The sequence below is a fragment of the Marinobacterium rhizophilum DSM 18822 genome (assembly GCF_000378045.1).
Lineage (GTDB): Bacteria > Pseudomonadota > Gammaproteobacteria > Pseudomonadales > Balneatricaceae > Marinobacterium_A > Marinobacterium_A rhizophilum.
Genome location: NZ_KB899093.1, coordinates 127,459 through 154,382, shown reverse-complemented (window position 1 = coordinate 154,382; position 26,924 = coordinate 127,459). Strand labels below are relative to the sequence as shown.

The 26,924-nt window shown below is 61.5% G+C and carries 20 protein-coding genes and 2 pseudogenes; 10 read left to right on the top strand and 12 right to left on the bottom strand.

Features of this window, described 5'->3' with window-relative positions:
- Window positions 1–12: 12 nt before the first annotated feature.
- Window positions 13–3,792: a translocation/assembly module TamB domain-containing protein gene (locus tag F451_RS0106935; RefSeq protein WP_020680631.1), complete on the bottom strand. Its 3,780-nt coding sequence runs from the start codon at window positions 3,790–3,792 to the stop codon at window positions 13–15.
- Window positions 3,789–5,558 carry an autotransporter assembly complex protein TamA gene (locus F451_RS0106930; RefSeq protein ID WP_020680630.1) on the bottom strand — a complete coding sequence of 590 codons (1,770 nt, stop codon included), beginning with the start codon at window positions 5,556–5,558 and terminating at the stop codon, window positions 3,789–3,791. The genes F451_RS0106935 and F451_RS0106930 overlap by 4 nt, the downstream gene beginning before the upstream one ends.
- Window positions 5,559–5,882: 324 nt before the next feature.
- On the opposite strand from F451_RS0106930, the gene F451_RS0106925 reads away from it, so the two are divergent.
- The 4 genes from F451_RS0106925 (at window position 5,883) to F451_RS28585 (ending at window position 11,515) form a co-directional block, all read left to right on the top strand.
- On the top strand, window positions 5,883–6,386 hold the full coding sequence (locus F451_RS0106925) for a SixA phosphatase family protein (RefSeq protein WP_020680629.1): 504 nt from the start codon (window positions 5,883–5,885) through the stop codon (window positions 6,384–6,386).
- Between the two features lie 81 nt (window positions 6,387–6,467).
- On the top strand, window positions 6,468–7,430 hold the full coding sequence (locus tag F451_RS0106920; RefSeq protein ID WP_020680628.1) for an AEC family transporter: 963 nt from the start codon (window positions 6,468–6,470) through the stop codon (window positions 7,428–7,430).
- 251 nt (window positions 7,431–7,681) lie between these two features.
- Window positions 7,682–8,407: a FadR/GntR family transcriptional regulator gene (locus F451_RS0106915; protein WP_020680627.1), complete on the top strand. Its 726-nt coding sequence runs from the start codon at window positions 7,682–7,684 to the stop codon at window positions 8,405–8,407.
- A 375-nt stretch (window positions 8,408–8,782) separates the two neighbouring features.
- Window positions 8,783–11,515: a GH32 C-terminal domain-containing protein gene (locus F451_RS28585; protein ID WP_338040024.1), complete on the top strand. Its 2,733-nt coding sequence runs from the start codon at window positions 8,783–8,785 to the stop codon at window positions 11,513–11,515.
- Window positions 11,516–11,712: 197 nt separating this feature from the next.
- Here the strand turns inward: F451_RS28585 and F451_RS0106905 are convergent, their stop codons facing one another.
- A complete protein-coding gene (locus F451_RS0106905; RefSeq protein WP_020680625.1) occupies window positions 11,713–12,564 on the bottom strand; it encodes an amidohydrolase family protein in 852 nt (283 codons plus the stop codon).
- A gap of 50 nt (window positions 12,565–12,614) precedes the next feature.
- On the bottom strand, window positions 12,615–13,748 hold the full coding sequence (locus F451_RS0106900) for a mandelate racemase/muconate lactonizing enzyme family protein (protein WP_020680624.1): 1,134 nt from the start codon (window positions 13,746–13,748) through the stop codon (window positions 12,615–12,617).
- A gap of 479 nt (window positions 13,749–14,227) precedes the next feature.
- On the opposite strand from F451_RS0106900, the gene F451_RS0106895 reads away from it, so the two are divergent.
- From F451_RS0106895 to F451_RS0106875, 5 genes are all read left to right on the top strand, one after another.
- Window positions 14,228–15,208 carry a TRAP transporter substrate-binding protein gene (locus F451_RS0106895; protein ID WP_020680623.1) on the top strand — a complete coding sequence of 327 codons (981 nt, stop codon included), beginning with the start codon at window positions 14,228–14,230 and terminating at the stop codon, window positions 15,206–15,208.
- Window positions 15,209–15,286: 78 nt separating this feature from the next.
- Window positions 15,287–15,784, top strand: coding sequence for a TRAP transporter small permease (locus F451_RS24985; protein ID WP_020680622.1), 498 nt, complete (start codon window positions 15,287–15,289; stop codon window positions 15,782–15,784).
- A 1-nt stretch (window position 15,785) separates the two neighbouring features.
- Complete coding sequence (locus F451_RS0106885; protein ID WP_020680621.1) at window positions 15,786–17,066, top strand: TRAP transporter large permease; 1,281 nt, start codon at window positions 15,786–15,788, stop codon at window positions 17,064–17,066.
- A gap of 8 nt (window positions 17,067–17,074) precedes the next feature.
- Window positions 17,075–17,881 (top strand): NAD-dependent epimerase/dehydratase family protein, encoded by an 807-nt coding sequence (locus tag F451_RS0106880; protein ID WP_020680620.1) that lies wholly within the window; start codon window positions 17,075–17,077, stop codon window positions 17,879–17,881.
- A gap of 136 nt (window positions 17,882–18,017) precedes the next feature.
- Window positions 18,018–18,647 carry an SGNH/GDSL hydrolase family protein gene (locus F451_RS0106875; RefSeq protein ID WP_020680619.1) on the top strand — a complete coding sequence of 210 codons (630 nt, stop codon included), beginning with the start codon at window positions 18,018–18,020 and terminating at the stop codon, window positions 18,645–18,647.
- 198 nt (window positions 18,648–18,845) lie between these two features.
- Here the strand turns inward: F451_RS0106875 and F451_RS28775 are convergent.
- Together F451_RS28775 and F451_RS28770 are read right to left on the bottom strand one after the other, a co-directional pair.
- A pseudogene (locus F451_RS28775) lies at window positions 18,846–18,977 on the bottom strand (NAD(P)-dependent oxidoreductase); the annotation flags it as partial.
- A gap of 119 nt (window positions 18,978–19,096) precedes the next feature.
- Window positions 19,097–19,249: pseudogene (locus tag F451_RS28770) on the bottom strand (NAD(P)-dependent oxidoreductase); the annotation flags it as partial.
- A 400-nt stretch (window positions 19,250–19,649) separates the two neighbouring features.
- Here F451_RS28770 and F451_RS0106865 point away from each other — a divergent pair.
- The gene (locus F451_RS0106865; RefSeq protein ID WP_020680617.1) at window positions 19,650–20,396 is read left to right on the top strand and encodes a FadR/GntR family transcriptional regulator; all 747 of its coding nucleotides are present in this window, start codon (window positions 19,650–19,652) and stop codon (window positions 20,394–20,396) included.
- 81 nt (window positions 20,397–20,477) lie between these two features.
- On the opposite strand, the gene yiaK is transcribed toward F451_RS0106865, so the two are convergent.
- The 6 genes from yiaK to F451_RS0106835 form a co-directional block, all read right to left on the bottom strand.
- On the bottom strand, window positions 20,478–21,497 hold the full coding sequence (yiaK, locus tag F451_RS0106860) for a 3-dehydro-L-gulonate 2-dehydrogenase (RefSeq protein WP_026291570.1): 1,020 nt from the start codon (window positions 21,495–21,497) through the stop codon (window positions 20,478–20,480).
- A 49-nt stretch (window positions 21,498–21,546) separates the two neighbouring features.
- Complete coding sequence (locus F451_RS0106855; protein WP_026291569.1) at window positions 21,547–22,488, bottom strand: 2-hydroxyacid dehydrogenase; 942 nt, start codon at window positions 22,486–22,488, stop codon at window positions 21,547–21,549.
- 69 nt (window positions 22,489–22,557) lie between these two features.
- Window positions 22,558–23,295, bottom strand: a complete 738-nt coding sequence (locus tag F451_RS24975) for a sulfite exporter TauE/SafE family protein (protein ID WP_020680614.1) — start codon at window positions 23,293–23,295, stop codon at window positions 22,558–22,560.
- Between the two features lie 36 nt (window positions 23,296–23,331).
- Window positions 23,332–24,285 carry a 2-hydroxyacid dehydrogenase gene (locus F451_RS0106845; protein WP_020680613.1) on the bottom strand — a complete coding sequence of 318 codons (954 nt, stop codon included), beginning with the start codon at window positions 24,283–24,285 and terminating at the stop codon, window positions 23,332–23,334.
- Between the two features lie 54 nt (window positions 24,286–24,339).
- Window positions 24,340–25,989: an ABC transporter ATP-binding protein gene (locus tag F451_RS0106840; RefSeq protein ID WP_020680612.1), complete on the bottom strand. Its 1,650-nt coding sequence runs from the start codon at window positions 25,987–25,989 to the stop codon at window positions 24,340–24,342.
- Window positions 25,979–26,923 carry an ABC transporter permease gene (locus tag F451_RS0106835; protein WP_205623978.1) on the bottom strand — a complete coding sequence of 315 codons (945 nt, stop codon included), beginning with the start codon at window positions 26,921–26,923 and terminating at the stop codon, window positions 25,979–25,981. Before F451_RS0106835 ends, F451_RS0106840 begins: the two co-directional genes overlap by 11 nt.
- Window position 26,924: the final 1 nt, after the last annotated feature.

The window sequence follows — 26,924 nt, the reverse complement described above, 5'->3', positions numbered from 1 at the left end:
AGCTTTCCGCCTTTAGCGCTCCAGCTTGTAGAAGATATCGGCGCCGCTGCCGGTGCTGCTGGTGTTGGATTCAAACGACCAGCGTTCGGTGAGCTTGTAGCGAATGAGAAAACTTGAGGCAGGCGACAGCAGACCCACCCCATACTTCACATAGAGCCTGGGCGAGAGGTGCTTGCCGATGTAGAGCGAGGTTTCATCCAGTGTATCGCCACTGCCCACGCCGACTTCATCCACGTTGAGTACGTCAGCGACACGCTCGCCCACCGCATTGCCGCCCTTGCTCCCCATGGCCAGTGCCAGCTTGACCAGCATTTCCTGCTCGCTGGCAGACGCCGTGCCCGGCGCCCGGCCCAGAATCAGGTAGGACAACAGGCTGGTGTCCGGCATGGCGGGCTCCGAGAACAGCGTCAGCTTGGGTATCCGCAGCGTACCGCCCACCCGGGCCCCCACAGTCACCTCGTCCACTTCTCGCTCAACGCGCATGTTGAGTCCGGGGTTATCCACAGGCCCGCCGGTATAGACGAAGCTGCCGCGGGAAACATTCAGCTGCTGACCATAGAGTTCATACTGCCCACTGGCCACACCGATATTGCCGGTGGCGCGGGTACCGCGGCGACTGTCATCCTGCAGTACCAGCCCGCCTTCCAGCCGGCCATTAAAGCCGAAGGCATCCACCCGCACCTTGTCGCCCAGCGTCACGCGCAGGTTCAGATCCAGCGCAGGGCCCGCTACCGCCGGTTGCTGGGGCTCACCGGCCGCATTCACTACCACCGCATCGGACGACACGGACACCGCGTTGCTCAGCTTGGGCGGCTTGATCAGCGCCTCAGGCACCTTGAGCTCGCCGCCCACGGCAATGCGGCCATCCGCCATGCTGATCTGCATGTCGGGGGAGATAAAGACCTGAATCTCCGGCGTTCCCACCGCCTGGAAGCCCTCGCCATTGATGCGGATTTCACCGGTCTGGGCCAGCGGCTCGAACTCGCCGGCAAGGCTGAGGGTGCCGCCGCCGGAGGCCATGCTGCCGTCCAGCAGCAGGTATTCGGGCCGGGCCGGATCATCCCGCAGCCTGACGCGCAGGTCCGCCAGTGCGATACCCGCCGCAGGCAGTTCAATATTGCCGTCGTTGAGGTTCAGCTCGCCCTGCAGTCGCGGCGCCGCCAGGCTGCCACCAAGCGCCAGGTCACCCTGCAGTTCACCGCTGCCAACCTTCATGTCCGGCACCAGCAGGGAAAGGAACTTGAGATCCTTGATGGCCAGGGCAATCTGGCCCTTGATGCGCCCGGCACCGGCCAGGTCATCCACCGCCACCGATCCCTGCACACGCCCGTCGACTTCATCCATCAGCAGGTTAAGGTCCAGCGCCGCCTTTTTATCGGTACCACTGGCGCTGACGCGGGCGTCGGTAAAGCTGACCTTGAGCCCTTCATCGGGCAGGGTCAGGCGGGCCTGGTCAAGCGAGACCTGCGCCTCATACGCCAGCGCGCCCTTGGCCGAAAAGCTGCCGGATGCCTGCGCATTGATCTGCCCGGTAATATCGGTGGTGGCCGGCAACCAGGGCGCCAGCAGCGTGAGCGGCAGCTCCTGCAATGTCAGCCCGCCCTCGCTGTTGCCCTCGGCACGCCACTGACCATCAAGACAGAGGCGCCCCTGGCCGCTTTTGGCCCTGAGGCACAGGGCTTGAGTACGCGCCTGGCTGGCGGAAAGTTCCAGCGCCACCGGTGCCTGCAAGCCCCAGGCGCCGGCATCGGCCTGGGTAATGTCCAGCGTCGACAGCGTGCCGCGCCACTGCTGCTGCGCCTGTAGCCCACCGTCGAGCACCACACTGAGCTGGGCGGCTTGCGCGTCGACATCCAGCGTCAGCCGGTGATCTTTCTCCACGCCGCTCCCCTGCAGGCTCAGACTGCGCACCGGCTGTCCCGCCAGTCTGAGGTCCTCAGCCTTCAGGTCTATCTTGGCCGGCGTTTTCCAGCCCAGATCCAGCGCCACCGTGCCGCCGATATGCGCCAGCTGATCCTCGCCAAAACGCAGCTGGCTGCCCTCCACAGTGGCATTGATCTGCGGCATCTGGGCCGTGCCCGCCAGGGTACCGCCGGCCCTGATCGAGCCCGCCGCCTGGGGCAGCAGGGCCGCCAGGTCGCTGGCCAGCAACTGCCAGTCCAGCGCCAGCGTCTCCGCCACCTGGCCCTGCACATTCAACCGGGCGTTGCCCCAGCCCAGTGCGAGCTGACGAATGTCCAGTTCAGCCCCCTTGACCTGCACCTGCCCCGCGCCACTGAGAGCCTGGTCGCGCAGGCGGCCCGACAGCGCGGCAATATCCAGCTGTGCCCGGGGCTCGCCATCCACCAGCTGGCCCTGGGTGTTGAGCGTCAACCCCACCGCGCCGGTCCAGTCAGGCCACTGCAGACCCGGATTGATCTTATCGGCCCGCAACTGCAGGTCCCACACGGGCTGTGGTGTCCAGCCGGCGCTGCCCTCCAGCACCAGCTGCCCGCCCAGTGTATCGAGCGTCAGCGCCAGTGCCGGCATACGCTCAAGACTGCCCTGGCCTGTCAGCTCGACACCGGTGGCCGGCAGCCCCTCGCCGCGCAGACTGCCCCCCAGGCGCAGGCGGTAATCACTCAAGGGGCCGGTGATGTTCAGCGAGCCGCTGTCACTGGCAACCTGGGCGGGCAACTGTGTCGACAGCGGGTAGCGCAGGCCCGTCCAGCTCAGCGCCAGATCCAGCTCCGGCGTGCCCTGCAGCGCCAGTACGCGGCCCGATAAACTGAGATCCGTGCCGCTTTGCGGCAGCTGGATCTGGGCGCGCGTCAGGTGCAGTTGCTCGGTGGTGGCCTCCAGACTGCTGTCCAGGCTCAGCGGGCCAACATCCGGCAGGCTGCCCACCAGCGCGAGATCCCCGCCGGCCGAGGCCAGGTCACCCTTGAGATTAACCGAGCCGCTCACCAGATGACCGCCAAGCACGGCGGCAAAGGGCGCCGGATCGAAGCGGGCCAGGTCGAGCGCCAGCTGCCAGCTGAGCTCGCCCAGCGGGCGGGCAACCTTGGCCACCAGCGTCGCCTCGGCCAGCCCCTGCAATTGCTGATCAAGCGTCAGCAGCGCGGCATCTCCGAGCAGCTCGCCGCCCAGGGTACCGCTGCCGCTGATCTGCCCGCGCTCTGGAATCGGTGCGCTCCAGTCCAGTTTAAACGCCAGCGGATAGTTGCCGGCCGCGGTCATCTCGCCGCTCAGGTTGACCTCGGCCTGGGGTGACTTAAAGCTGAAGCGGTCCAGAATCACCCGTTCCAGCTCGTTGTGCGCGCCCAGCGCCACAGCCTCAATCAGGATGGGTTCGCCCTCGGCAGGATGAATGCGCAGGCCACGGCCGTAGATCTCACCCACCTGCACGGCCAGCGGCAGCCGCACCGAATCCGGCAGCCCCAGCGGGCCGGCAGGCTCGCTGGGTGCCTCGTCGGCGACCGCGGGCGGCAGCCAGAGATCCAGTTCTTCCACGCCCAGGCGGTCCAGCTCGAGCCGGCCGCTCAGCAGGGCCGCCGGGCGCCAGGCGAACTCGATGCGCCCGGCGTGAACACGCAGATCATCCCGCTGATAACGCAGCCCCTGGATGTCGAGCCGGGTTAGCAGGGCACCATTGAGGGCGTCGTAGCTCAGCTGGCCCGGGATCAGCGGCTGCAGCTGATTAAACAAGGTGCGGGTTCCTTTCTCGGTCAGGCCGATGGCAGCGATGGCGCCCAGCAGCAGAACCAGCAGCGCCAGGAGGCCTAACACGATACGCAGTGTCCAGCGTTTCATAGGTCAGGCCCCAGGGTGAAGTGAATGCGAAAGCCCGAATCTTCCAGCGGTTTGGCAAGGTCCAGCCGCACAGGGCCAATGGGTGACTGCCAGCGCACGCCGATACCGGCGCCACTTTTCAGCGGTTCAGACAGTGAATCCAGCGCGTTACCGGCATCGTAAAACGCCGCCACACGCCAGCTCTCGGCCACGCGATAATCCAGCTCGGCACTGCCCACCAGCAGGTAGCGCCCGCCCACGACATCGCCGTTGCTGCCCTCCGGGCCCAGCTCCTTGTAATCGTATCCGCGCACACTGTTGTCGCCACCGGCGAAGAAACGGTGCGACGATGGCATCAGGCTGAAGTCATCCATGGCCGTCATGCCCACGTCCGCACGGGTCAGCAGGCGGGTACGGTTGTTCAGCGTCAGCACATGCTTGCCTTTGACCTGCGCCTGCACGAAGTCCGCTTCGGACAGGAGCACCTCGCTGGCGCCATTAAGCTCCAGCGAGAGCCGGTAACCGCGGGACGGGTTGAGCGGATTGTCGGTATTGGTGGTCGACCAGCGCATGCCGGGAATCAGGAAACTGGTGCTGCTGGTTTCGTCGTCCAGCGTATAGCGCTCCTGCTCCCAGTCAACGGACAGCAGGCGCTGCCAGCTTCCCAGCTGTTTTTTCCACAGTACGCCCAGCGTTACAATCTCGCTGTCGGTGGTATCCGTCAGCTCCGACTCCCAGGCCAGGCGGGCACTGTAGCGATCAGTTTGCGGCTTCTGCCCGGGGATGTTGTATTGCACGGCGGCGGCGGACTCCACCTCGGACAGCTGGATCAGGCTATTGGCACTGTGACCCCGCCGATTCACCCAGCGCCGGTCAATATTGGCACTGACGCGTGCACCGGTGTCGGTGCCATAACCGGCGCCAAAACGGTAGGCGGTACGCTTGTTAGGCTCAAGTAGCACGTCGATCGGCACCGCATGTTCAACCGCCTTGTCCCAGCTCGGCTGCACCTCCACACGACTGAAGTAGTCGCTTTCCGCCAGTCCCCGTTGTAACTCCAGCAGACGCGCGCTGGATACAGGATCTCCACTCTCAAAGGGAACGAAACGCGACAGCAGTGCTTCATCCACTGGCGCCGCGGAAAAATTCACCGCGCCAATGCGGTAGCGCGGGCCGGAATCCAGCACCAGCTCAATGTCGGCTTGCCCAAGCTGGGGATTGACCAGCAGCTGCTGCCGGCTCAGCACGGCATCGTAGTAACCCCGTTCCGACGCCAGCGATTGCAGCCGGCTTTTCAGCGTTTCATAGTCGGCATGACGCAGCGGCTGACCCTTGCGCAGCGTGCTATCGGCCAGCGCCTGCATGAACTGCGGATCGGTTTCGGCGTCACCCGTAACAGCAACATTGATGTTTTCCAGCCGCACCTGTTCACCCGGGTCAACCTGGTAGCGCGCCAGCCACCGATCCTGCTGCTCCAGCAGTTCGGTTTTGATAACCGGCCGATAGTAGCCAAAGGGTTGCAGTGCGGTGCGAATCTGATCGGCGGCCTGGCGATGCAGGTACTGCAGCCGGCTGGCCATGGGCGCGGCTTCACCCTTGATACGTTCAACCGCCAGATAGGCGCGAATGTTATCGGCCAACTCGCCGGGCAGCTCCCCGTTCAGCCCCTCAACCTCCACGGCCAGGGTGCGCTCAACGGCAACCGGATCATCCTGAGCCGCCGTCGCTACCGGCGACAGACACAGCAGGCAGCTCAGCAGCCATCCGGGGAAATTTTTAGTTCTCACTCGATTAGCCTTTAGTTTTTAGCCTTAAATAGACATCTTTCACTCAAGCGGCGCCAGAACCATGCAAAAACCGTCCGGCAAAAGGACGTCAAGCTTACCGAGTTTTCCCCGCGGGGTAACGCCCAGACAGCCCGCAGGCGCAAAAACAGCCGCGTTTACGGACACATACGCCTGAAAAGGCTCATACGCAGCCAGGCCTGTTTTAGACCACAAGCGCCTCCCTCACCGCTGTGGCGAAATTCACGTGCAGACGTAACTCCCCCGCTGGTATTTCCGCCATTTTCGACCAATACTGCTAGCGAACTCCGCTACCTGGCAATCACGATGAGAAAGCTCACGCTGATCCGGCATGCCAAGTCCAGCTGGGCCGATCCTATGCTGAACGACTTCGACCGGCCACTGAACAAACGCGGCGAAACCGACCTTCCCCTGATGGCCAGGCGAGTGCGGGAGTTCGGGCTTTTTCCCGACCGCATTATCACCAGCGGCGCGCTGCGCGCCCTGACCACGGCGGAAGCCCTTGCCGATACCCTGGAGCTAAACCCGGACCAGCTGTGCGAGCTGCCGGATTTGTTTGAATCGTGCAGCGAAACCCTGCTGCATGTACTGCAGCAGCAACCTGACCACTTCCATCACCTGATGCTGGTGGGCCACTCGCCGGGCCTCGACGCCCTGGCCTATTACCTGACCCACGAAGCCCTTAAAAAATTCCCCACATCGGCGGTACTGCATATTCACCTGAGCATCACCCGCTGGAGCGAGCTGGCCGACTCCTGCGGCACCGTTGTGCTGTTCGACTACCCCAAAATGCACCCGGCGCCGCTGTAACGCACCCGCAGCAATTTATACCGTGAATTGTCCCGCCCTGGGGTAGAATGCAGCCTCCTTCTCCCCCTTTCGGAGCCTTGAGTGGACCTCTATCTGCAATCGCTGCAGTTCACCGCCGGCATTGTCACTCCCATATTCGTCATCGTGCTGCTGGGATACCTGCTACGGCGTAACAGGCTCGTCGATGAAGCCTTTATCAATACCTCGTCGCGGCTTGTCTTTATGGTGGCGCTGCCAACGCTGGTGTTCATGTCCATTGCCCGTACCGATTTCCAGGCGGTGTTCAATCCGGCGCTGCTGGGCTTCGTGTTTGTCGCCACCCTGGTGAGCTTCCTTGCCATCTGGTGGCTGGCGGCCCGCTGGATAAAGCAGCCGGAGGACCTCGGGGCCTTTATTCAGGGCGCGTTTCGCAGCAACTTCGGCATTATTGGTATGGCGTTGAGCTACAACCTGTTTGGCAAGGCGGGCCTGAGCCAGGCGGCCATGGTACTGGCGCTGGTGATTCCCATGTACAACGTGCTGTCGGTGGTGGTGCTGACCGTCACGATGAATCACGGCACCAAAGAAGGTGTCAGCATTCGGCAGATCCTGCACGCCATCCTGCTCAACCCGCTGATCATCGCTGTGGTGCTGGCGCTGCCCTTTTCATATTACGGCCTGCACCTGCCGGTGGTTCTGGACACCACCGCAAACTACTTCGCCAACCTGACCCTGCCGCTGGCACTTTTAGCCATCGGAGGATCCCTGAATCTGAAAAGCCTGCGCAACAGCTCCCTGCCCGCCTTCTGGGCCACCGTCACCAAATTGCTGATACTGCCCCTGCTGCTGACGCCGGTCGCCGCCGCGCTGGGATTTCGCGGCGTAGAGCTGGCGCTGCTGTGCGTGCTGTTTTCCAGTCCCACGGCAGCGGCGGCCTTCGTCATGGCACGTGCCATGGGCGCCAACGCCCAGCTAACCGCCAACATCATCCTGACCACCACCCTGGGCTCCATTGTCACCATCTCGGCCGGCGTCTTCGTGTTGCGCTTAACCGGTGTGATCTGAGCGAGTCTGCAGCTCCGCCATCGGCGGTGGACAAGCGACTCTATCTCTTGCTTGAACCGAGCAACACATCATCAGACAACCACCCGTTCATGACCAAAGCGAGATAAAATTACCGGCTCCCTGCCGGTTGACTAAAACGCATGAAATTTAAGGGAATTTTACGAGACAACCCCAGCTTCAGTTGGTTCAAGTACAAAATACAACAGGGAATGTGGTACGATCACTTGAATAATTTGGACTGAGACACCGCCATGAACCCGCCACCTGCCGCGTCACCGAGCGCCCCTGATGAGACGCAGCGCAAACGCCCCCGCAAGCTCGCTCAAACACTGGTCAACGAATTGACACGCCAGATTTCCGAGGGCCTGATTCAGCTCGGCGACAAACTGCCCACCGAATCCGCCATCATGGCGCAGCAAAGCGTCAGCCGGACCGTGGTACGCGAAGCCCTGCAACGTTTGCAGGCGGCAGGCCTGGTGGAAACACGCCATGGCGTGGGCACCTTCGTCATCGCCAAACCAAATGAAGGCAAGTCGCTGCCGGATGTTGTCGTCGATTCGGTGCAGGATGCGGTGGCCATTCTGGAATTGCGCCTGAGCCTGGAGATCGAAACGGCAGGACTGGCCGCGGAGCGCCGGACAGAAGCACAGTTAAATGCAATCAGAGAGGCGTTAAAAACACTGCAGGAATGCGAAGCCAGGGATGACCAGGCGGCCGCTAATGCCGACCTGCAGTTCCATCTGCGCATTGCCGAGGCGACCGGCAACCACTATTTCATCGATATCATGAATCACCTCAAAGACACCCTGGTACCGCGCAAGCGCATGCAGTCCGAGCGGGTCAACCATGAACACGAAGAGGTGGTGGCGGCGATAGCACGCCGGGATTCCTATGCGGCACGCGCCGCCATGCGTCTGCATCTGACCAACAGCCGGGAACGCTTCCTGTCACTAAACAACGATCATCGCGGCGCCTGAATCGATCAGTGCGCCGCGTCGCTTTTGCGCGAGTTTTTCAGGTTCGTCGCACAATCCTGGGCGAGATAAGTCGGACTGACGCAGAAGCCGCTAAATTGGCAGTCGCCAAACACACCAGCCCCACACCTCTGCGGCCAGCATGCATCCTTTAGGCTCATTCTGGCCAGGCTTCCAGATCAAAGCGTGGCATAGGTCGAATGACCCTCCGCAGCGTATCGACCTTTTTGCGCGTGAGCCGCTCGTCGCCAGGCGATAACCACTTCCCCGGGGCTTTGTTACAACGGCCTGTAACATTTGAAATAGTGCAGACATTCTGCTGCAACAATCTCGTGCTGCGCGCCCTGAAGCGCGGTTTTGCGGGCCCTCCCCCGTTCGATGACGGGGAGGACCGGCCCAGGATCGGCCAGGGTATCGCATCTGGAAATAACAAAAACAAATCAGGACGAAGACAGTATGAGCAGATACAGCAAGCCGATGGCGCTGGTGCTCGGCATGGCGACGCTCGCCGCCGCCACACCGTCGCATGCCGAAGAACCCACCTACCGGGAGCGCTTCCGCCCCCAGTTTCACTACACCCCCGCCCAAAACTGGATGAATGATCCCAATGGCCTGGTGTATTACCAGGGCGAGTATCATTTGTTCTACCAGTTCAATCCCTTCGGCAATACCTGGGGCAACATGTCCTGGGGCCATGCCGTGAGTCCGGACCTGCTGCACTGGGACGAGCTGCCGGTTGCGCTGCTGTCCGACCCGGAAGATCCCGGTGCCGACCAGGAGCAGTACTTCTCAGGCGGCGCGGTGATCGACTGGAACAACAGCAGCGGCTTCGGAACCCTCGAAAATCCGCCGATGGTGGCGATATACACCAGCTGGTTTCCCAACGGAAAACCAGCCGGTGCGCCCTGCGACGAGGCCCATGCCAGGGCCGGCCTGTGCCTGCCGCCCGGCTCCCAGGTGCAGTCGATCGCCTATAGCCTCGACAGCGGCCGCTCCTGGACGCCGTATGCCCAAAACCCGGTGATCAATGGCTGGACCCATCCGTCGGACGTTCCAAATCCGCGTGAATTCCGCGACCCCAAGGTGGTCTGGCACGAGGAATCGCAACAGTGGGTGATGGCCACGGTGCTGGCGACCGACCACCGGGTGCGTTTTTACGGCTCGGCGAACCTGAAGGACTGGCATTTCCTCAGCGACTTCGGCCCGGCCAACGCCACCGGCGGCATCTGGGAGGTGCCGGACCTGTTCGAGCTGCCGGTCGACGGCGACACGGACGACACCCGCTGGGTGCTGGTCGTGAATCTCAATCCCGGGGCGATTGCCGGCGGCTCGGGCGCGCAGTACTTCATCGGCGATTTCGACGGGGTCGAGTTTCGTGCCGAAAACGTCTATGACGACTTGCCGCCGGCCGGTGTGCCGTTCGAAACCTTCGACGGCCCAGGCACTTACGCCGAGCGCGGCTGGGACGCCACGGAGGATTTCTTCGGCCTGGCACCCGTCGACGGCACCTTCCCCGGCCAGCAGGAAGTGTCAGGCTATCGGGGTGACGGCCTGGCCAACACCTTTACAGCCGGCGACGCACCGACCGGCTCGCTGACGTCGCCGCCGTTCACGATCGACGGCTTCAGCCACATCAACCTGCTGGTCGGTGGTGGCCGGCATCCCCACGACCCCGCAGCCGGCGACGGCACGGTGCCGGACGGAGAGCTGCTGTTTCCCGGTGCCGATTTTGAAGGCCCCGACGGAATAACCTACGCGGAGCTGGGCTGGACACCGAGCGGCGTGTTCGTCGGCGAGGGCCCTGTACGGGGCGGCCCCTGGGACCCGGGTTACCTCGGCGAGCGTCACGTGCAAAGCTATATCGGCAGCGATGCGGCAGTCGGCACCCTGGTATCGCCGTTATTCCAGATCGGGCGCGACTACATCAACTTCGTCATCGGCAGTGGTGACCACCCCTATCCGGACCAGGCCACGGCGGTGGTGCTGCGGGTCGACGGCCAGGTGGTGCGCAGCGCCACCGGGAAGGACGACCCGACCATGGACTGGGTCGCCTGGGATGTGCGCGAGTTCGCCGGCAGCTACGCGACGATCGAGATCATCGACCAGAACAGCGGCGGCTGGGGTCACGTGAGCGCGGATCACTTCTTCCAGTCCGATGCACCGGCACTGCCGCGCCCAACCGAAACCACGGTCAGCCTGCTGGTCGACGGCGAGGTGGTGCGCACGGCCACCGGCGAAAACAGCGAGCAGCTGCACTGGGCATCCTGGAACGTTGACGCCTTCGCCGGCCAGGAAGCCAGGATCCGCATCCTCGACAAGAACGAGGGTAGCTGGGGGCATATCCTGGTGGACGATATCCGCTTTGCCGATGAGCCGGTGAAGCGTGCCGACTGGATCGATTACGGCAAGGATTTCTACGCGGTGGTGTCCTACGAGAACATGCCGGGCGGTGATCGCATCTGGCTGGGCTGGATGAACAACTGGAACTACGCCAACGACATTCCGACCGCGCCCTGGCGCAGTGCCCAGAGCATACCCCGGGATGTCGGCCTGCGGCGTACGGCCGACGGCAAAGTGGAGCTGGTGCAGACGCCGATCATCGAAGTGGCGCAGCTGCGCCGCGGACCGGTGTTTGCACTGGATGAGCAACTCGTCGCAGAGGGTCAGCGCCTGCTGAACGACAAGGGGGCGCGCGGCAAGGCGGTGGAGATAACGGCGGAATTCGAGCCCGGCAGTGCGACCCGGTTCGGTCTCAAGCTGCGCGTGGGCGACGGCGAGGAGACCCTTGTGGGCTACGACGCCGAGCTCGCCGAGCTGTTCGTCGACCGTAACCAGGCCCAGGCCGCCGATGTCGACGGCTTCCATCCGGACTTCGCCGGACGCCACGTCAGCCCGCTGCAACTGGAAGACGGGATACTGAAGCTGCATATCCTGCTCGACTGGTCGTCGGTGGAGGTGTTCGCAGGGGATGGCAGCCGGGTGATCACGGACCGGATATTCCCAAGCGATGACAGCGACCGCATTGCACTCTTCGCCGAAGGTGGCGATGCATTGCTCAAGTCGCTGCGCATCCAGCCGCTCGCCTCTATCCACAAAGACGCGTCCGACTGACGAGAACGGCATACCGGGGGACTGTTCCCCCGGCATGCCATCGAGTTCCGTGCCGGGTAGATGAAGACGACGACACGACTCAGCGACAGCGCTTTCAGCATCGCGAATATGACCGCCTTCCCCGGCAGAGTGAGATGAACCGCTTTGCAGCCAGCCTTTTAAGCAGCCCTTTAAGTAAGTAAGCAACGCCGGGACCTTCAGCTGAAATCGTACAGATCCCTCGGGTTGTGAACAAAAATCCGCTCCAGTGTTTTCTGGTCTGGAATCCAGCCGCAGACGGTATCAAGCAGCACCGCATCATCCGGTGCATTGTCAACCGACTGGCTCACATGGGGCCAGTTGCTGGCCCACAACACCCGCTCCGGCGCATGGGCAATCAGCGCGCGCGACAGCGCCGCGGTGTCGGCGTACTCGGGACCACCCGTATGGGACGACTCATAGCAGGCGGCGATCTTCACGTAACAGTTACCCCGATCCATCAGCTTCAGCAATGCCTGGAATTCGGGGTCCTGTGGCGTCACCGGCCCCAGGAACTTGCCGATATGGTCGATGATGAAGGGGTTGTCGATCTGCTGCAGCAGCGGTACATGATCGAGCATCTCGCGGCCGTCGAACTGCACAATACAGTGCCAGCCAAATTCACGGACGCGGGCATTTACCGCCAGCAGATGCTCCAGACCAACGGCCCCTCCGGGAAGCTGCATGATGCGGGCACCGCGCACGCCGCGCTGATGCAGCTCGGCGAGTGTCGATTCGGGCGTTTCGGGTTTCACCACCGCCACACCGCGGGCATTTTCCCCAAAGGCATCCAGTGCCGCCAGAATACAGCTGTTGTCATCCCGGTGGGCGTTTGCCTGCACGATCACGACCTGCTCCAGCCCAAGCCAGCGCTGCAGGCGGCGATACTCATCGATGCCGGGGCAATCCGGTGGCACCAGTGGTCCCGGTGTGAGCTGCGGATATTGCGGTGCATACAGGTGCATGTGGGTATCGACACTGCGTGCCGGCAGGCGGGTCCGCGGCGCGGCACCTTCGAGTTTGCGTGACATCTGAAATTCCTATTTTGCTTTGAATGATCCTGCGGCCCCGGCCATAGGCCTCAGCGCTTTACGCTGAACCGTTCCAGCGCATCGGGGTTGATCTCGATGCCCAGGCCCGGTCCATCGGGTATGCGGACCCTGCCAGCCTCGAGGCGGATCGGCTCCATAAGCAGGCAGTCGCGCATCGGGTTACTGCTTTGATCGAACTCCAGCAACGCAGTCTCTGCTTCAAAAGCCGGCGGAGACGGTGGCAGGATGGCATGAAAGTGTAGGCCCGCGGCCAGCGCCACATCGGTTCCCCAGATATGGGGGACACAACGTACGCCGTAGATATCGCACAACGTCAGCAGGCGGCGCGCTTCACTGAGCCCGCCAACACCGCCGACATCCGGCTGCAGGATATCGACCGCCTCCTGACGCAGTGCCTCGGCGATGCCCCAGCGCGTGTGCCAGGTTTCTCCGCCGGCAATCGGAATGCGGTTGAGCTCGCGCAGCCGCCGGTAACTGGACAGCGCTTCCGGCACAACAGGCTCTTCGAACCAGTCGATACCATAAGGCTCGGCAAGCTGGATAACCCGCGTAGCCGCCACCGCATCATAACCATGGTTGGCATCAATCATCAGACGGATATCGGGCCCGATCAGCTCACGTACCGCGGCAATCGATTCGATATCGAGTGCGATACCAAAACCGATCTTTATCTTGATTGCACCAAAACCTGCATCCAGAAACCCCTGGACCTCGCGTTTGAGCGTACTGATGCGATCGAGCCCGACCTGCCGAAAGCCGCCGGTTGCATAGGCCGGCACCGACGTGCGAAAGGCACCACCCATCAGCTGACTGACAGGGGCCTGATGATATTTTCCGCACAGATCCCAGAGCGCGATATCAATACCGCTGATCGCGTTGACCGTGGCGCCCCGCTGCCCCTGGTCGCGGAACTGGTTGTACAGCTCCAGCCAGATCGGCTCGATATCCAGCGCCGGACGACCCAGCAGCAGCGGTGACATTGCCGCCACGATAGCGGCATTGATCTGCGGATTGCCAAGGCATTCCCCCCAGCCGACCAGACCGTTGTCACAACGAATCTCGACCAGCAGATGGCGGCGCACCTCGAAACGCATGGCGGAAGACTCGAACGGCTGTTCCAGCGGATGTTCGAGTATATGTGTAGTAACGCCTGAAATACGCATCAGCCGACCCACCTGCGGTGCAGCAACGCGGCTGCGGCGTGAGGTCCTGATAAGTATCTATACTCTTTGTTCCATATGGCCAGGCCATTCGGGTTCGTCATGCTGTGCTCTCCGCTGATGCCGATAATTGAAGTAGGCCACAAAGACATACGACATCTTACGACAACAGGGGTCACAGTCAACAGTCATACGATAACAAATATTTTTTGATAACCGCCCGAAGAATATCAACAACCTCCTAACGAAAAACATTACACATTAATAACAATTAGTTACCTGTATAACCTGCAGATTAAGCAACATAACAAACACACGACGGGAATGACCAGCATCTAAATATGACATCGTATGACTGTTGTTTGTCATACAACTTCATGGTACAAAATAACGGCCACAGACAATAGCGAACGGGGATTGGCAATCCGACGATCCCCGAAGTCATACAACAACAAGGTCGAACCCCACCAGGAGTCACGATAATGATAAAGCGCTTTTTAGGTCACACCGTTTGCGTAAGCATGCTGGCGTCCAGCCTGATGCTGGCCACCGCCGCCCAGGCTGAATTGAAAGGCTGGAATGGCCATCCGCCGGATTACCCGGTATCCATGGCAATGGACGACTTCGGCAAACTGCTGAGTGAACGCACAGACGGCCGACTCACCGCCAAAACATTCCACTCGGCCCAGCTTGGCGAACAGGATGATGCGATTGAGCAGATTCAGTTCGGCGGCATCGACTTCGCGGTGTTCAACCTTGTGCCGCTCAATAACATTATTCCGGAAACCCAGGCGACAACCCTGCCCTACGCGTTCAAGTCCGTCGATCATATGCACCGCGTCATGGATGGTCCTGTCGGAACCGAAATTGCCGCCGCCATGACATCGGCCAATATGGTGGGGCTGGCCTGGTACGACAGTGGCGCCCGCTCTTTCTATGCGAACAAGCCGCTGAACTCCATTGCAGACCTCAAGGGCATGAAGATTCGCGTGCAGAATTCCGACGTCAACGTCGCAATGGTTGAAGCGCTCGGCGCCAACGCCACACCCATTCCCTACGGTGAAGTGTACACCTCGATCCAGTCCGGGGTGGTCGATGGCGCTGAAAACAACTGGCCTTCATATGAGTCCAGCGGACACTATGAAGCGGCCAAGCACTACATTCTCGATCAGCACACGATCGTGCCCGAAGTGTTTGTCGTGAACAAAAGCACCTGGGATGGCCTGAGTGCTGACGACCAGGAAATCGTTCGCCAGGCCGCCATCGACAGCGCCACGCTGCAGCGCAAACTCTGGGCTGAGCGCGAAGCCAAGTCTGAACAGCTCGTACGCGATGCGGGTAATACCATTGTCGAACTCGAAGATAAAAGTGCCTTCATTAACGCGATGAAGCCTGTCTACGATCAGTTCGCCGCTGATCCGACGGTACGTAGTGTTCTCGACAAGATTCAGGCTGTTGAATAAGCATTGCTGATTCCGTAAACCCCTGATGCCCGGCGGCTGAGGCCGCCGGGTTTTCTGTCAGTGCGGAGGTAACTTGAAATGCGCTGGAAATTCAACGACTGGATCGCGTCGGCCGTGGTGCTCCTTGGATCCCTGTCCCTGGTCGCACTGGTCGGTCTGATCGGCTATCAGGTCTGGGGGCGCTACGTGCTGAACGACTCGCCCACCTGGGCCGAAAGTCTTGCGCTAATGCTGGTCCTGATGGTGTCGCTGCCTATTGCCGCCCTGGGATTACGTGAAAACTTTCATCTGGGCATCTCCTTCTTTCTGGAGCGGCTGTCACCCAAACTTCAACGTGGCGTGGAATTCATCAACGCACTGGTACTGTGCGGCTTCGGTGGCTCCATGGCGTGGTATTCGACCGACCTGGTGATCGGCACCTGGAACCGGCAAATTCCGCTGCTGGGATTGCCGCAAGGTCTCAAATACGTGCCGCTGGTCATCTGCGGCTCACTGATTGTTCTGTTCATGCTGGAGCGCATGGCAGGCTTGCTCAAGCTTGCGCCTGTCACGCCACCACTGCCCGAGGAAAGCTGATATGGGTCTGTTCGTTCTACTGGGGGCATTCACCCTGGCAATGATGGCCGGCATCCCGATTGCCTTTGCACTGGGCATTTCGGCCCTGGCTGCCGCGCTGGTGGAAGGCCTGCCTGAACTGATTGTGTTCCAGCGCATGGTATCCGGCATGAGTGGCTTTACCCTGCTGGCCATCCCGTTCTTTGTGTTTGCCGGCGAACTGATGATGCACGGCGGCATCGCCCTGCGGCTGGTACGTTTCGCAGAAACGCTGGTGGGCCAGGTGCGCGGTGGCCTGGGCGTCGTCAACGTACTCAGCTCGATGCTGTTTGGCGGTATTTCCGGGTCTGCGGTGGCAGACACCTCCGCGCTTGGATCGGTCATGATCCCGATGATGCGCGAGAAGGGCTACCGGGATGACTATTCCGTGAACGTGACGGTGACCTCCTCGATCGCCGGCATCATGATTCCGCCCAGCCACAACATGATTCTATACGCCCTGGCGGCCGGCGGCGGCATCTCCATTCCGGCCCTGTTCCTCGCCGGCATCATGCCCGGCATCCTGATGTGCGTCATGCTGGCGGTTGCCGCCTACGTGGTTGCCATCAAGCACGGCTACCCCTCCAGCGAATTCCCGGGCTGGAAAGTCGTGGCCATTGCAGCGGCATCGGCCCTGCCCGGCTTTTTTACCGCGGTGGTCATTATTGGCGGTGTGCTGTCGGGTGTTTTCACCGTCACGGAGTCTGCGGCGATCGGCGCCATCTGGGCCCTGCTCGTTACCCTGATCGTCTACCGGTCCCTGAGCTGGAACGCGTTCCGGCAGAGCCTGACCCAGGCCATCCGCACCACGGCGCTGGTCATGATCCTGGTCGGCTCAGCCACCGCCTTTGCCTACTTCCTGGCGCTTTACCAGGTGCCCGATAAGATCATGACGCTGATGCTGTCGATATCGGACAGCAAGATCATGATCCTGCTCATGGTGAATCTTGCGCTGCTGGTTCTGGGCATGTTCATGGATATGGCGGCGCTCATCCTGATCTGTACGCCGATCTTCCTGCCCGTCGTGCGTGAATACGGCGTCGATCCTGTCCAGTTCGGCATGATTCTGATGATGAACCTGGGGCTCGGGCTGACAACGCCACCGGTGGGCGGCTGTCTGTTCGTCGGCTGCGCCGTCGCCAAGGTGCGTATCGAAAGTGTGCTGAAAACGATATGGCCGTTCTATGCGGCGATCCTTGTTGCATTGCTGCTGACAACCTATATACCCGCAGTCTCCCTGACACTGCCAAGCCTGTTCCTGTAGGACTTACGATGTTAAAAAAACTTCTGATTACCGGAGCGGCCGGCGGCCTGGGTCGCCTCGCTCGCGAAAACCTGGCGGATTTTTCTGAAACCCTCAGGCTCACCGACATCGCCGCGATAGAGCGCGTCTCGGACAAGGAAGAAGTCATGTGCGGCGACCTGGGCGACAGCGCCTTCGTGGACCGCCTGGTCGAGGGCTGCGACGGCATTCTCCACCTGGGCGGCATCTCGGTCGAAAATCACTTCGATGCAATCCTGAATGCCAATATTGTCGGCGTGCACAACCTGTACAGCGCGGCACAAAAACATGGCCAGCCGCGTATCCTCTTCGCCAGCTCGAATCACACCATCGGCTTCCATACGCCATCGACACGACTGGACGCATCTTCAGTCATGCGACCAGACAGTTACTATGGCGTATCCAAGTGTTTCGGCGAAGCCGTGGCGAGCATGTATCACGACAAGCTCGGCCAGGAGACGGCCATCGTGCGTATCGGCTCCTGCTACCCGCAGCCGCAGGATATTCGCATGCTGAGCACCTGGCTGAGTCCGCGTGACTTCATGGCGCTGATCAGGCGGGTCTTTACGGCGCCCAAGCTCGGCTGCCCGGTAATCTATGGCGTATCCGCCAACAAGAACACCTGGTGGGACAACCATGCCGTGAGCTATCTTGGCTGGGAACCGCAGGACAGCTCGGAAACCTACCGGGCCGAAATAGAGGCCCAGGCCGCACAGCGAGGCCAGAACTCTGACAGCCTGCTGCAATACCAGGGTGGCAACTTCGCGCTGGCACCGCTCATGCAGAAGGACGACTAGCCCCTGGGCAAATGAAATGAATGACGCCGAAAGGCGTCATCATTGCCTGCCTTTTTTGTTAGCCGACGTGTCCATACACCCGCCTAACAGGCTGTTGAAAAACCACCTGCTAAACCACCGATCAGAGAGATTCAGCATGAAAACCGTGCTTTGTTTTGGAGATTCCAATACTTGGGGCCATCGCCCCGACGGCTCGGGGCGCTATGCGCTGAATGAACGCTGGCCAGGCGTGATGGAGGCCGTGCTGGGTGACGGATTCCGGGTCCTGGTCGAGGGTCTGGGCGGCCGCACGACCGTTCACGACGATCCCATCGACGGCGCCCACCTCAACGGGCTGACCTACCTCACGCCCTGCCTGGCATCACAAAAGCCAATTGATCTGGTTGTGATCATGCTGGGCACCAATGATCTCAAGCACCGCTTTAGCGTGCTGGCCGATGACATCGCCCGGGCGGCCGGCAAGCTGGTGCAACTGGTACAGCAAAGCGACGCCGGCCCCCAGGGTAGCGCACCCGATGTGCTTCTCGTGGCGCCCGCCCCGGTTCTGGAAGTCGGCGCGGTGGGCATTCGGTTCACCGGCGGCCAGGCAAAATCCCAGCAGTTCAGCGCGACCTATGCCGCGGTGGCCGACGAGCTGGGATGCCATTTCCTGAATGCCGGCGATCACATAACCTCGTCACAGATCGATGGCATCCACCTGGATGTGGATGCCCATTTGCTCCTGGGGCAGGCGATAGCGGCGCGCGTGCTCGAAATAATGGAGTGAGAGGCATCGTCCCGGGTCCACGACGACCCGGGACAGCGATCAGCCGACGGGGGTCAGCAGCGGGCGGCCGGCGAAAGGCGCCGCCAGGTTGTCAACCACCCGTTGCGCCATGGCGGCACCTGTCTCGACGGTGCCGCTGGCACAATGGGGCCGCAACACTACGCTGTCCAGCGCCAGAAGCGCTTCAGGCACACGCGGCTCGCCCACAAAGACGTCGAGGCCGGCTCCGGCCAGACCACCTTGCTGTAATAGATCCACCAGCGCACCTTCGTCCACCACCGAGCCACGCGAAATATTGATGAAGTAATCCGCGGGGCCGACTGCCTCCAGTACCGCCCGGCTAATAAGACCCTCGGTTGCCGGCCCTCCGGCCCTCCGGGCATCGCGGGCACCGCGGGCACCGCGGGCACCAGAATAGCCACATCGCGTGCCAGTTCGAGCAGATCGTCATAGTACGTATATGCCACGCTCGGCTGCGGTTGCCGGCCGAAATAGCGTACATCCATGCCAAAGGCTTCGGCACGTGCCGCGATAGCCTTGCCGATGTGCCCGAGCCCGACGATACCCAGCGTTGTACCCGTCACCGAGGTATTGAGCGGCATCATGCCTTTCTCCACCCAGCTACCACCATTGATCCAGTCAACGCCCGGCAACAGGCAATACTGCTGCTGCGAGCGAGATCAGAGCGGTACGCCGCAGCGACACCATCAGACGTTACGAGAACTGTTTCATGCTGTACCTCTTTTGTTTTAGTAAGCGTTGCCGAGGACCAGGCGATACCGCCGCAATACTTTAACTAGTCAGACAAATACGACAGTTATCAGCCTAATAGGCTTTAATTATCAAGTAAAAGCCGCTCAATTGGCCAACTTGTATGACATGGCACGTTCGGATGTCTGACTTTTAAAGCCTTACTAAAGAGTTCCCATCGTTTTTGTCATACAATTATGCCATCCACATGCTGGATCACTTTGCCACGCAGGCTTCAACCTTCAGGACACCATGAACAAAACAACGACCACCACGCCCCAACGCCCCGCCAGTCTCAGCCAGCATCTTGTCAAACTGCTGAGCGACCAGATTCGAGACGGGCAATACCTGGCGGGCGACCAGTTGCCAACGGAAAGCGAGATCGGTCGTCAGCACGGCATCAGCAGAAGCGTGGTGCGCGAAGCATTCTCGCAATTACAGGCAAGAGGAATGATCGAAAGACGCCGGGGCGCCGGTACCTTTGTCACCGAACCACCCTCCGACAGGCTCGACCTGGCCGATCCGGAACTGGTCAATACCGCCCAGGAAGTGCTGCAAATGATCGAGCTGCGGATCTGCCTCGAATCAGAGTCGGCAGCCATGGCGGCGCTCAATCGCACACCGGAACAGATGGCTGAACTGCAAAAAGTGAACGAGGCGTTTCTGGATGCCCTGGTGAAAGGCGAGGACAATACGGCGCACGACTTCCGCTTCCATCAGCTGATAGCGGAAGCGACCGGGAACCGCTATTTCAAGGAGTTTATCGCCCACCTGGGAAAGGCACTGATTCCACGCAACCGATTTCGCCAGGCGCGGCTCAGCGATGCGGCACGCGCCTCCCTGCTGCTTCGCCTCGAACAGGAACACAAAGACATTTGCAATGCGATTAGCCGACAGGATGCCGACGGCGCCCGCACGGCCATGCGGATGCATCTGATCAACAGCCGATTGCGCGTGAAACATCTGCTATCTCAGGAGAAGGAAAGCCCCCTGCTCTGAGTTGTCAGCGGCAGGGATATAAAGAGCGCTACGCCCTGGTGGAAGGGACGCCACGTTGCACCCCCACCCAGGCCAACCCCGTCAATCCCCCCGTGCCAGCGCCTGTACCTGTTCCCAGATATCCTCGTCCACCGGCACCCCACGTTGCCGGTTGTCTTCGCGGCGCTGCCAGGTGGAGGCCCCCGGGTACATTACCCTGCTGTCCGCCTCGGCGGGTTCCGATGCCTGCACATAGTCCGCCACACTGTTGGCGATCTGGTCTGCCACGGCGGCACCGCCAAGCTGGCGCGGATCGAACAGCATGAACACCTGGCTCGCGCCCGTGCCACTACCCTGTTTGATCTCATCGATCTGATTGGTTGCCAGTCCCTGGGACAGCAATGCCGCCATGGCATCCAGCATGATGCTCAGCCCGGAGCCCTTCCAGTAGCCGGTAGGCAGAATTCGCCGCGAAGCCTCGATGGCCCCCGGATCACGTGTCAGGCGCCCCTCGCTGTCATAGCCACCGTCATAGGCGAGCGGCTGCCCCTGCAGCCGGGTAGTTTGCAGCTTGCCGTAGGAGTACTGGGACATCGCCATGTCCAGCACCAGCGGCCCCTCGGTACGGGGTACGGCGATCACCAGCGGGTTGTTGCCGATCCGGCAATCCGCCGCGCCCCAGGCCGGCATACAGGACTCGGTATTGGTCCAGCAGATGGATGCAAAGCCCTGCTGGGCGGCGTGCCAGCCGTAGCTGCCACCACGCATCCAGTGGGTCGTATTGCGCAGCGCGACGATACCAACACCCTGAACCCTGGCCATTTCCATGGCACGCTCCGTGGCAAAAAGCGCATTGGTCACGCCGATGCCCTGGTGGCCATCGTAGACCTCGATAGCCCCCAGCGCACTGACCAGGGTCGACTCGGCGGCAATATCAATCCAGCCCTTGTCCACGTACTCAATAAAGCGTGGCACACGGTTCAAGCCGTGTGAATTGACACCATCGCAGCTGCTGGATGCATGCACCCGAGCACACTGTAGCGCCTGTTGCGGACCGAGACCCGCCCGCAGAAGAGCCTGTTCGATCGTCCGTTGCAACTCATCCAACTGAATTCTTAGCATTCTATGCATCCACAGTTCCGGGTAGATTCGTCTGGCTGGCAAACAGCCCTCACAGGACCGGCGTCACCAGCTCGCCACGGCTGATAAAGGTCGCCAGGTTTTCAAACACCAGCTCTTCCATCTGCCGGCGGGTTTCATGGGTACCGCTGCCGACATGGGGCAACAGCACCAGCTGAGGCAGCTCCAGCAGCTCGGCCGGTACCTGCGGCTCCTCGGCAAACACATCCAGCGCGGCGCCACCGAGGCGCCCTTCCAGCAGCAGCTCCACCAGCGCCGGCTGATCCACCACCGAGCCGCGGGCGACGTTGATCAGGGTCCCCTTGGGGCCGAGCGCTGCCAGCACCTCGCTGTTGACCAGGCCCTGCGTCGACGGCCCGCCTACACAGGTCAGCACCAGGTAATCCGCCCATTGTGCCAGCTCCACCAGCGACGCCTCATAACCGAAACTGACCGTGGGGTCCGGCCGGCGGTTGTGGTAGCGGATATCCATGTCAAAGCCGGACGCCCGCCGGGCCACGCACTTGCCGATACGGCCCAGGCCCAGAATGCCGAGCCGCTTGCCACTGACCCGGCTTCCCAGTGGAAACGGCTGCAGCCCCCAGAGCCCGTCGCGCACAAAGCGATCGCCCTGGGCAATGCGCCGGGCCGACGCGATCATCAGCCCCATGGCCAGATCGGCCACGCAGTCATTGAGTACGTCCGGCGTGTTGCTGACGCGGATATTGCGGGCCCGGGCCGCATCGATATCGATCGGGTCATAGCCCACACCAAAGCTAATGATGGCCTTGAGATTGGGCAAAGCGGCCATGACATCGGCGCTGCAGCCATAGCGGCCCGAGGTCACGATGATGTCAACCTGGGGTCCGATTTCGCGCAGAAAGGCTTCGCGGTCCGGCTGTTCCCAGATGCGGTGTGTTGCATGGAGCGCGCTCAACCGATCATTGAAGGCGTCGGTCAGGGGCCCCATTTGCAGTAGTGTGGGTTGATGCATTTCTCACCTCGAATTCATGCAAGAGTCAGTGACGTTTCATTCGATATACCGGGGACACCGTGGCCGCACTCAGCTGAGTCCCCGGAAAATAAGCAGCAGGGCCGCAAAGCCCGACATCAGCAGCAGCGCGGCGCGATAGCGGCTGTCAAAGCGCCCCTTGAGCCGCCGCGCGATATAGAGTCCCAGCAGCATGGGCGGCAACAGCATGGCAGCGGCCTGGGTTTCCCGCAGTCCCGCCCAGCCACTGAGATAGAGCCCGGCCAGCGAGACCACCCCCCCAAGGGCAAAAAAGGCTGACAGTGTCGGACGCGCCTCCCCCGCCGGCCGGCCCTGGTACAGCAACGCCATGGGCGGGGCCCCAACAGAGGTGATGGTAGCCATGAAACCCGACAGGTTCGCCATACCAAACAGGGCCCGGCGACTGAACGCCAGTTGCCAGCCACTGAGCGACAGCAACAGCGCCATCACGATCAGCATGCCAAATACCAGCATGAAGAATTTCGGATCGGCCATGCTGGCCAGCACCAGGGTGGCCGCCAGCACGCCGGTAAAGCGCCCGGCCACCCCAACCCCGACCTCGTTCCAGCGGATGGAGGGACGTTCGTGCAATGCGGCCCAGACCGAGGTCAGCATGCCCATGAAGAGGGCCGGTACCGGCACCAGTACCGGATCGATCAGCGCCAGCAACGGTGCTGCCACCAGGCCAAAGCCCATACCCAGCCCCGATTGCACGACAGTGCCCAGGGTGACGATCACGAAGATCGCCAGCAGCAGCCAGGGGGAAAACATCAGTGTGCCCGCATCCATACCCCAGCCTCCCTCGCCGTTTGGCAGTCTCCTCGGTCACGCAGACCGCGCTACGGGTGTCAGCAAGGCGCGGCCGGCAAAGTGCGCGGCCAGGTTATCCACAACCAGCTGTGCCATGGCGCCCCGGGTTTCGACCGTGCCGCTGGAACAGTGCGGCTGCAGCACCACGTTCTCCATATCGAGCAGTGCCGCCGGCACCCGGGGTTCATCGACAAAGACATCCAGCCCGGCACCCGCGATGGTGCCCTGCTGCAGCGCCGTCACCAGCGCCGGCTCCTCGACCACCGACCCCCTCGCCACATTAATCAGGTAGCCGCTGGGCCCCAGGGCCTGCAGCACGGCGCCGTCGATCAGGCCCCGGGTTTCATCACCACCTGGCAATGCCAGCAGCAGAATATCCACATCCCGCGCCAGGTCAGTCAGGTCGCTGTAATACGGATAGGTTATGCCCAGCTGCGGACGCCGGCCATAATAGGAGATGTCCAGGCCGAAGGCTTCGGCACGCAGGGCCACCGCCTTGCCGATACGGCCAAAGCCGACAATGCCAAGTTTCTTGCCCCGAATGGCGGTGTTCAGCGGCATCATGCCCTTGCTTTGCCAATGACCATCACGCACCCAGCGTTCCCCCTGTACCAGACGGCGCACCGTGGCGAGCAGCAACAGCATCCCCATGTCGGCGACATCTTCGGTCAGTACGCCGGGCGTATGGGTGACCGGAATACCACGCGCATGGCAGGCATCAATGCACAGGGTATCGATCCCCACACCGGATGAGGCCACGATCTCCAGATTGGGCAGGCGGTCAACCAGGCTTTGCTTCAGGCCACCGCCGTGGGATGTCACGACCGCGCGGATACGCGGCGCCACCTGCTGCAGCAACGCTTCGGGATCGGCCGCCTGGTCAAGGCGGTGCAGATGGTAGGTTTCGCCCAGTTGCTTCATTTGCTCCGGCCGGTTAGGCCATACCACCAGGACTTCGGGCTTTTCCATCATCATTCTCCAACGAACCGCAGGATGACTGCGGGTTAAGGGGGCAATTCAGTGTCAGACAGCACTGAGTGCAGCGTGCGCAGCACGCTCGGCACGTCGCGCGGACTGGATATCCGGATCGGCTTCAAGGCCGGCGGCAAGCAGGTCGCGGGTATAGGCCTGCTGCGGGCGATTGAAGATCTGCTCCACCGTGCCCATTTCCACAATTTCACCGTTCTGCATCACAATGACCCGATCGGCAAAGTCGCGCACTACGGGTAGATCATGCGCGATGAAGATATAGGAGAGGTTGAAGGTACGGCGCAGTTCATCCAGCAAGGCGATGACCTGTGCTTGAATCGACACATCCAGCGCCGATACGGCTTCATCACAGATAATCAGTTCGGGGCTCATGGCCAGCGCCCGGGCGATAGCAATGCGCTGACGCTGGCCACCGGAAAACTGGTGCGGATAACGCTGGGCGTGTTCGGGTAATAGCCCCACCTGCAGCAGAAGCTCGGCAACCCGGTCGGACCACTGCGCCCTGGGCAACAGATCGCGATGAATGGCCCAGGCTTCGGAGATCAGCTGCTCCACCCGCATGCGCGGATTCAGCGACTGGGTCGGATCCTGGAACACCATCTGAATTTCGCGCCGCATATCAAACAGCTCTTTTGGCGACAGCGCGAACAGGTCCCGGCCCTTGTATAGCGCCCGACCTTCCGTCGGCTCTTCCAGGCGTAACAGCGTGCGCGCCAGGGTCGACTTGCCAGAGCCGGATTCACCGACAATGGCAATGGTTTCACCGGGCATCAGCGTGAAACTGGCACCCTTGAGGGCCTTGAGTCCACCATAATACTTGACGACATTTTCCACCTCCAGCAGCGGCGCGCTGCCGTCCTGCGACGGCTCAACGGCGTGCAATGCCCCCTTGCCGGGTGCCGCCGCAATCAGCTTCTGAGTGTAGGCATGGCGCGGATGCTTGAACACCTCGCGGGTCGTGCCCGCTTCCACGATTTCGCCACTATTCATCACCACCACCCGGTCGGCGATATCCGCCACCACCCCCAGATCGTGGGTGATTAGCAGCAATCCCATGCCGGTCTCCGCCTGGAGTTTCTGTAGCAGTTCGAGGATCTGCGCCTGCACCGTAACATCCAGCGCCGTGGTGGGCTCATCGGCAATCAGGATGTCCGGCTCAAGCCCCAGCGCCATGGCAATCATCAGACGCTGGCGCTGTCCGCCGGAAAACTGGTGCGGGTAGGCATCAAAGCGCGCTTTGGCGTTCGGCAGCCCCACGCGCTCCATCAGCTCCAGCGCCCGGGCACTGGCGGTGGCCTTTTCGACGCCGTGGGCCCGCATCAGCTCGGCGATCTGCCAGCCCACCGGGTACACCGGATTCAGGTGCGCCAGCGGGTCCTGAAAGATCATGGCAATCTTGCAACCGTTGATGCGACGACGCTCGGCCCCCGTCATGCCCAGCAGATCCTGTCCACGGTAGGTGATCGATCCCTGGGTGATATAACCGGGAGGGCTGTCGATCAGGTTCATGATGGCAGAGGCCGACACACTCTTGCCCGAACCACTCTCGCCCAGTATCGCCAGGGTTTCACCGCGATCCAGATAAAAGCTGACATCGCGTACCGCCTTTACCCGCCCCTGCACCGTATGGAATTCGACGGCCAGGTCCTTTACCTCGAGCACATGCGCTGTTTCAGTTTGCATTGTTGTTTCCTCCCATTTCCAGTCTCCAGCGCTGCAGTGGATCCAGCGCGATGCGCAGCCAGCCCGACAGCAGGTTCAGCGACATGGTGGTCAGAATAATCGCGACACCCGGCCAGAAAGCCAGCCACCAGGCCTGGTTCAGGTAGGCCCGTCCCTGCGCGATCATCAGACCCCAGGTAATTTCCGGCGGTTGAATACCAATGCCCAGGAAGCTCAGGGACGACTCGGCCAGCATCACGAACGCAAAGTCCAGAGTACCTATGGTCACCAGGGTGGGAATGACGATGGGCAGCATGTGCCGCAGGATGATCCGGGCCGATGAGGCCCCCATCACCTGCGCCGCCTGGATGAACATCCGCTCGCGGATTTCCAGCACTTCGGCCCGGGTGGTGCGCAGGTAGATCGGGATGCGGGTAATGGCCAGCACAAACACCAGGTTCAGAATGCTGGGTTCCAGCATGTAGAGCACGATCACCGCCAGCAGCAGCGATGGAAAGCTCATGATCACATCGGCCAGCCGCATGATGGTATCGCTGACGCGACGCCCCGAATAACCGGCAATCAGTCCCAGGGTACCGCCCACCAGCATGGCGAATGCAACCGAAGCCGCGGCGATTAGCAGGGTATTCTGAGAGGCCACCAGGATCCGCGCCAGGATGCTGCGGCCCAGCGAATCGGCACCGAGCACAAACATCCAGCCACGTTCCGTGTCGAAGGGCGGTGCGTTGCGATCACGCAAGTTCAGTTTGGTGGCCGCCTCCTCCATAAGACTGGGTCCAAAAATGGCACAGAACAGGGCAATCAGCAGGAAAATTGCCGCCGCCAGTGCAAACTTGTCGGCCCACAACATCTTGAGCATAGCCACGGACGGATGCCGGGGCGGGGCCAGTGCCTCAGCGGGACTGCGCGCACATTTGAGAGTAGATGCAATCATG

Bases quoted from the DNA above. Each gene is read 5' to 3' on its own strand.
- F451_RS24985 (WP_020680622.1), top strand. From the start codon at position 15,287: ATGCGCTGGAAATTCAACGACTGGATCGCGTCGGCCGTGGTGCTCCTT.
- F451_RS0106905 (WP_020680625.1), bottom strand. From the start codon at position 12,564: ATGTCACGCAAACTCGAAGGTGCCGCGCCGCGGACCCGCCTGCCGGCA.
- F451_RS0106880 (WP_020680620.1), top strand. From the start codon at position 17,075: ATGTTAAAAAAACTTCTGATTACCGGAGCGGCCGGCGGCCTGGGTCGC.
- F451_RS24975 (WP_020680614.1), bottom strand. From the start codon at position 23,295: ATGGATGCGGGCACACTGATGTTTTCCCCCTGGCTGCTGCTGGCGATC.
- F451_RS0106925 (WP_020680629.1), top strand. From the start codon at position 5,883: ATGAGAAAGCTCACGCTGATCCGGCATGCCAAGTCCAGCTGGGCCGAT.
- F451_RS28585 (WP_338040024.1), top strand. From the start codon at position 8,783: ATGACGGGGAGGACCGGCCCAGGATCGGCCAGGGTATCGCATCTGGAA.
- F451_RS0106895 (WP_020680623.1), top strand. From the start codon at position 14,228: ATGATAAAGCGCTTTTTAGGTCACACCGTTTGCGTAAGCATGCTGGCG.
- F451_RS0106935 (WP_020680631.1), bottom strand. From the start codon at position 3,792: ATGAAACGCTGGACACTGCGTATCGTGTTAGGCCTCCTGGCGCTGCTG.
- F451_RS0106845 (WP_020680613.1), bottom strand. From the start codon at position 24,285: ATGGAAAAGCCCGAAGTCCTGGTGGTATGGCCTAACCGGCCGGAGCAA.
- F451_RS0106885 (WP_020680621.1), top strand. From the start codon at position 15,786: ATGGGTCTGTTCGTTCTACTGGGGGCATTCACCCTGGCAATGATGGCC.
- F451_RS0106900 (WP_020680624.1), bottom strand. From the start codon at position 13,748: ATGCGTATTTCAGGCGTTACTACACATATACTCGAACATCCGCTGGAA.
- F451_RS0106915 (WP_020680627.1), top strand. From the start codon at position 7,682: ATGAACCCGCCACCTGCCGCGTCACCGAGCGCCCCTGATGAGACGCAG.
- F451_RS0106865 (WP_020680617.1), top strand. From the start codon at position 19,650: ATGAACAAAACAACGACCACCACGCCCCAACGCCCCGCCAGTCTCAGC.
- F451_RS0106875 (WP_020680619.1), top strand. From the start codon at position 18,018: ATGAAAACCGTGCTTTGTTTTGGAGATTCCAATACTTGGGGCCATCGC.
- yiaK (WP_026291570.1), bottom strand. From the start codon at position 21,497: ATGCTAAGAATTCAGTTGGATGAGTTGCAACGGACGATCGAACAGGCT.
- F451_RS0106855 (WP_026291569.1), bottom strand. From the start codon at position 22,488: ATGCATCAACCCACACTACTGCAAATGGGGCCCCTGACCGACGCCTTC.
- F451_RS0106840 (WP_020680612.1), bottom strand. From the start codon at position 25,989: ATGCAAACTGAAACAGCGCATGTGCTCGAGGTAAAGGACCTGGCCGTC.
- F451_RS0106835 (WP_205623978.1), bottom strand. From the start codon at position 26,923: ATGATTGCATCTACTCTCAAATGTGCGCGCAGTCCCGCTGAGGCACTG.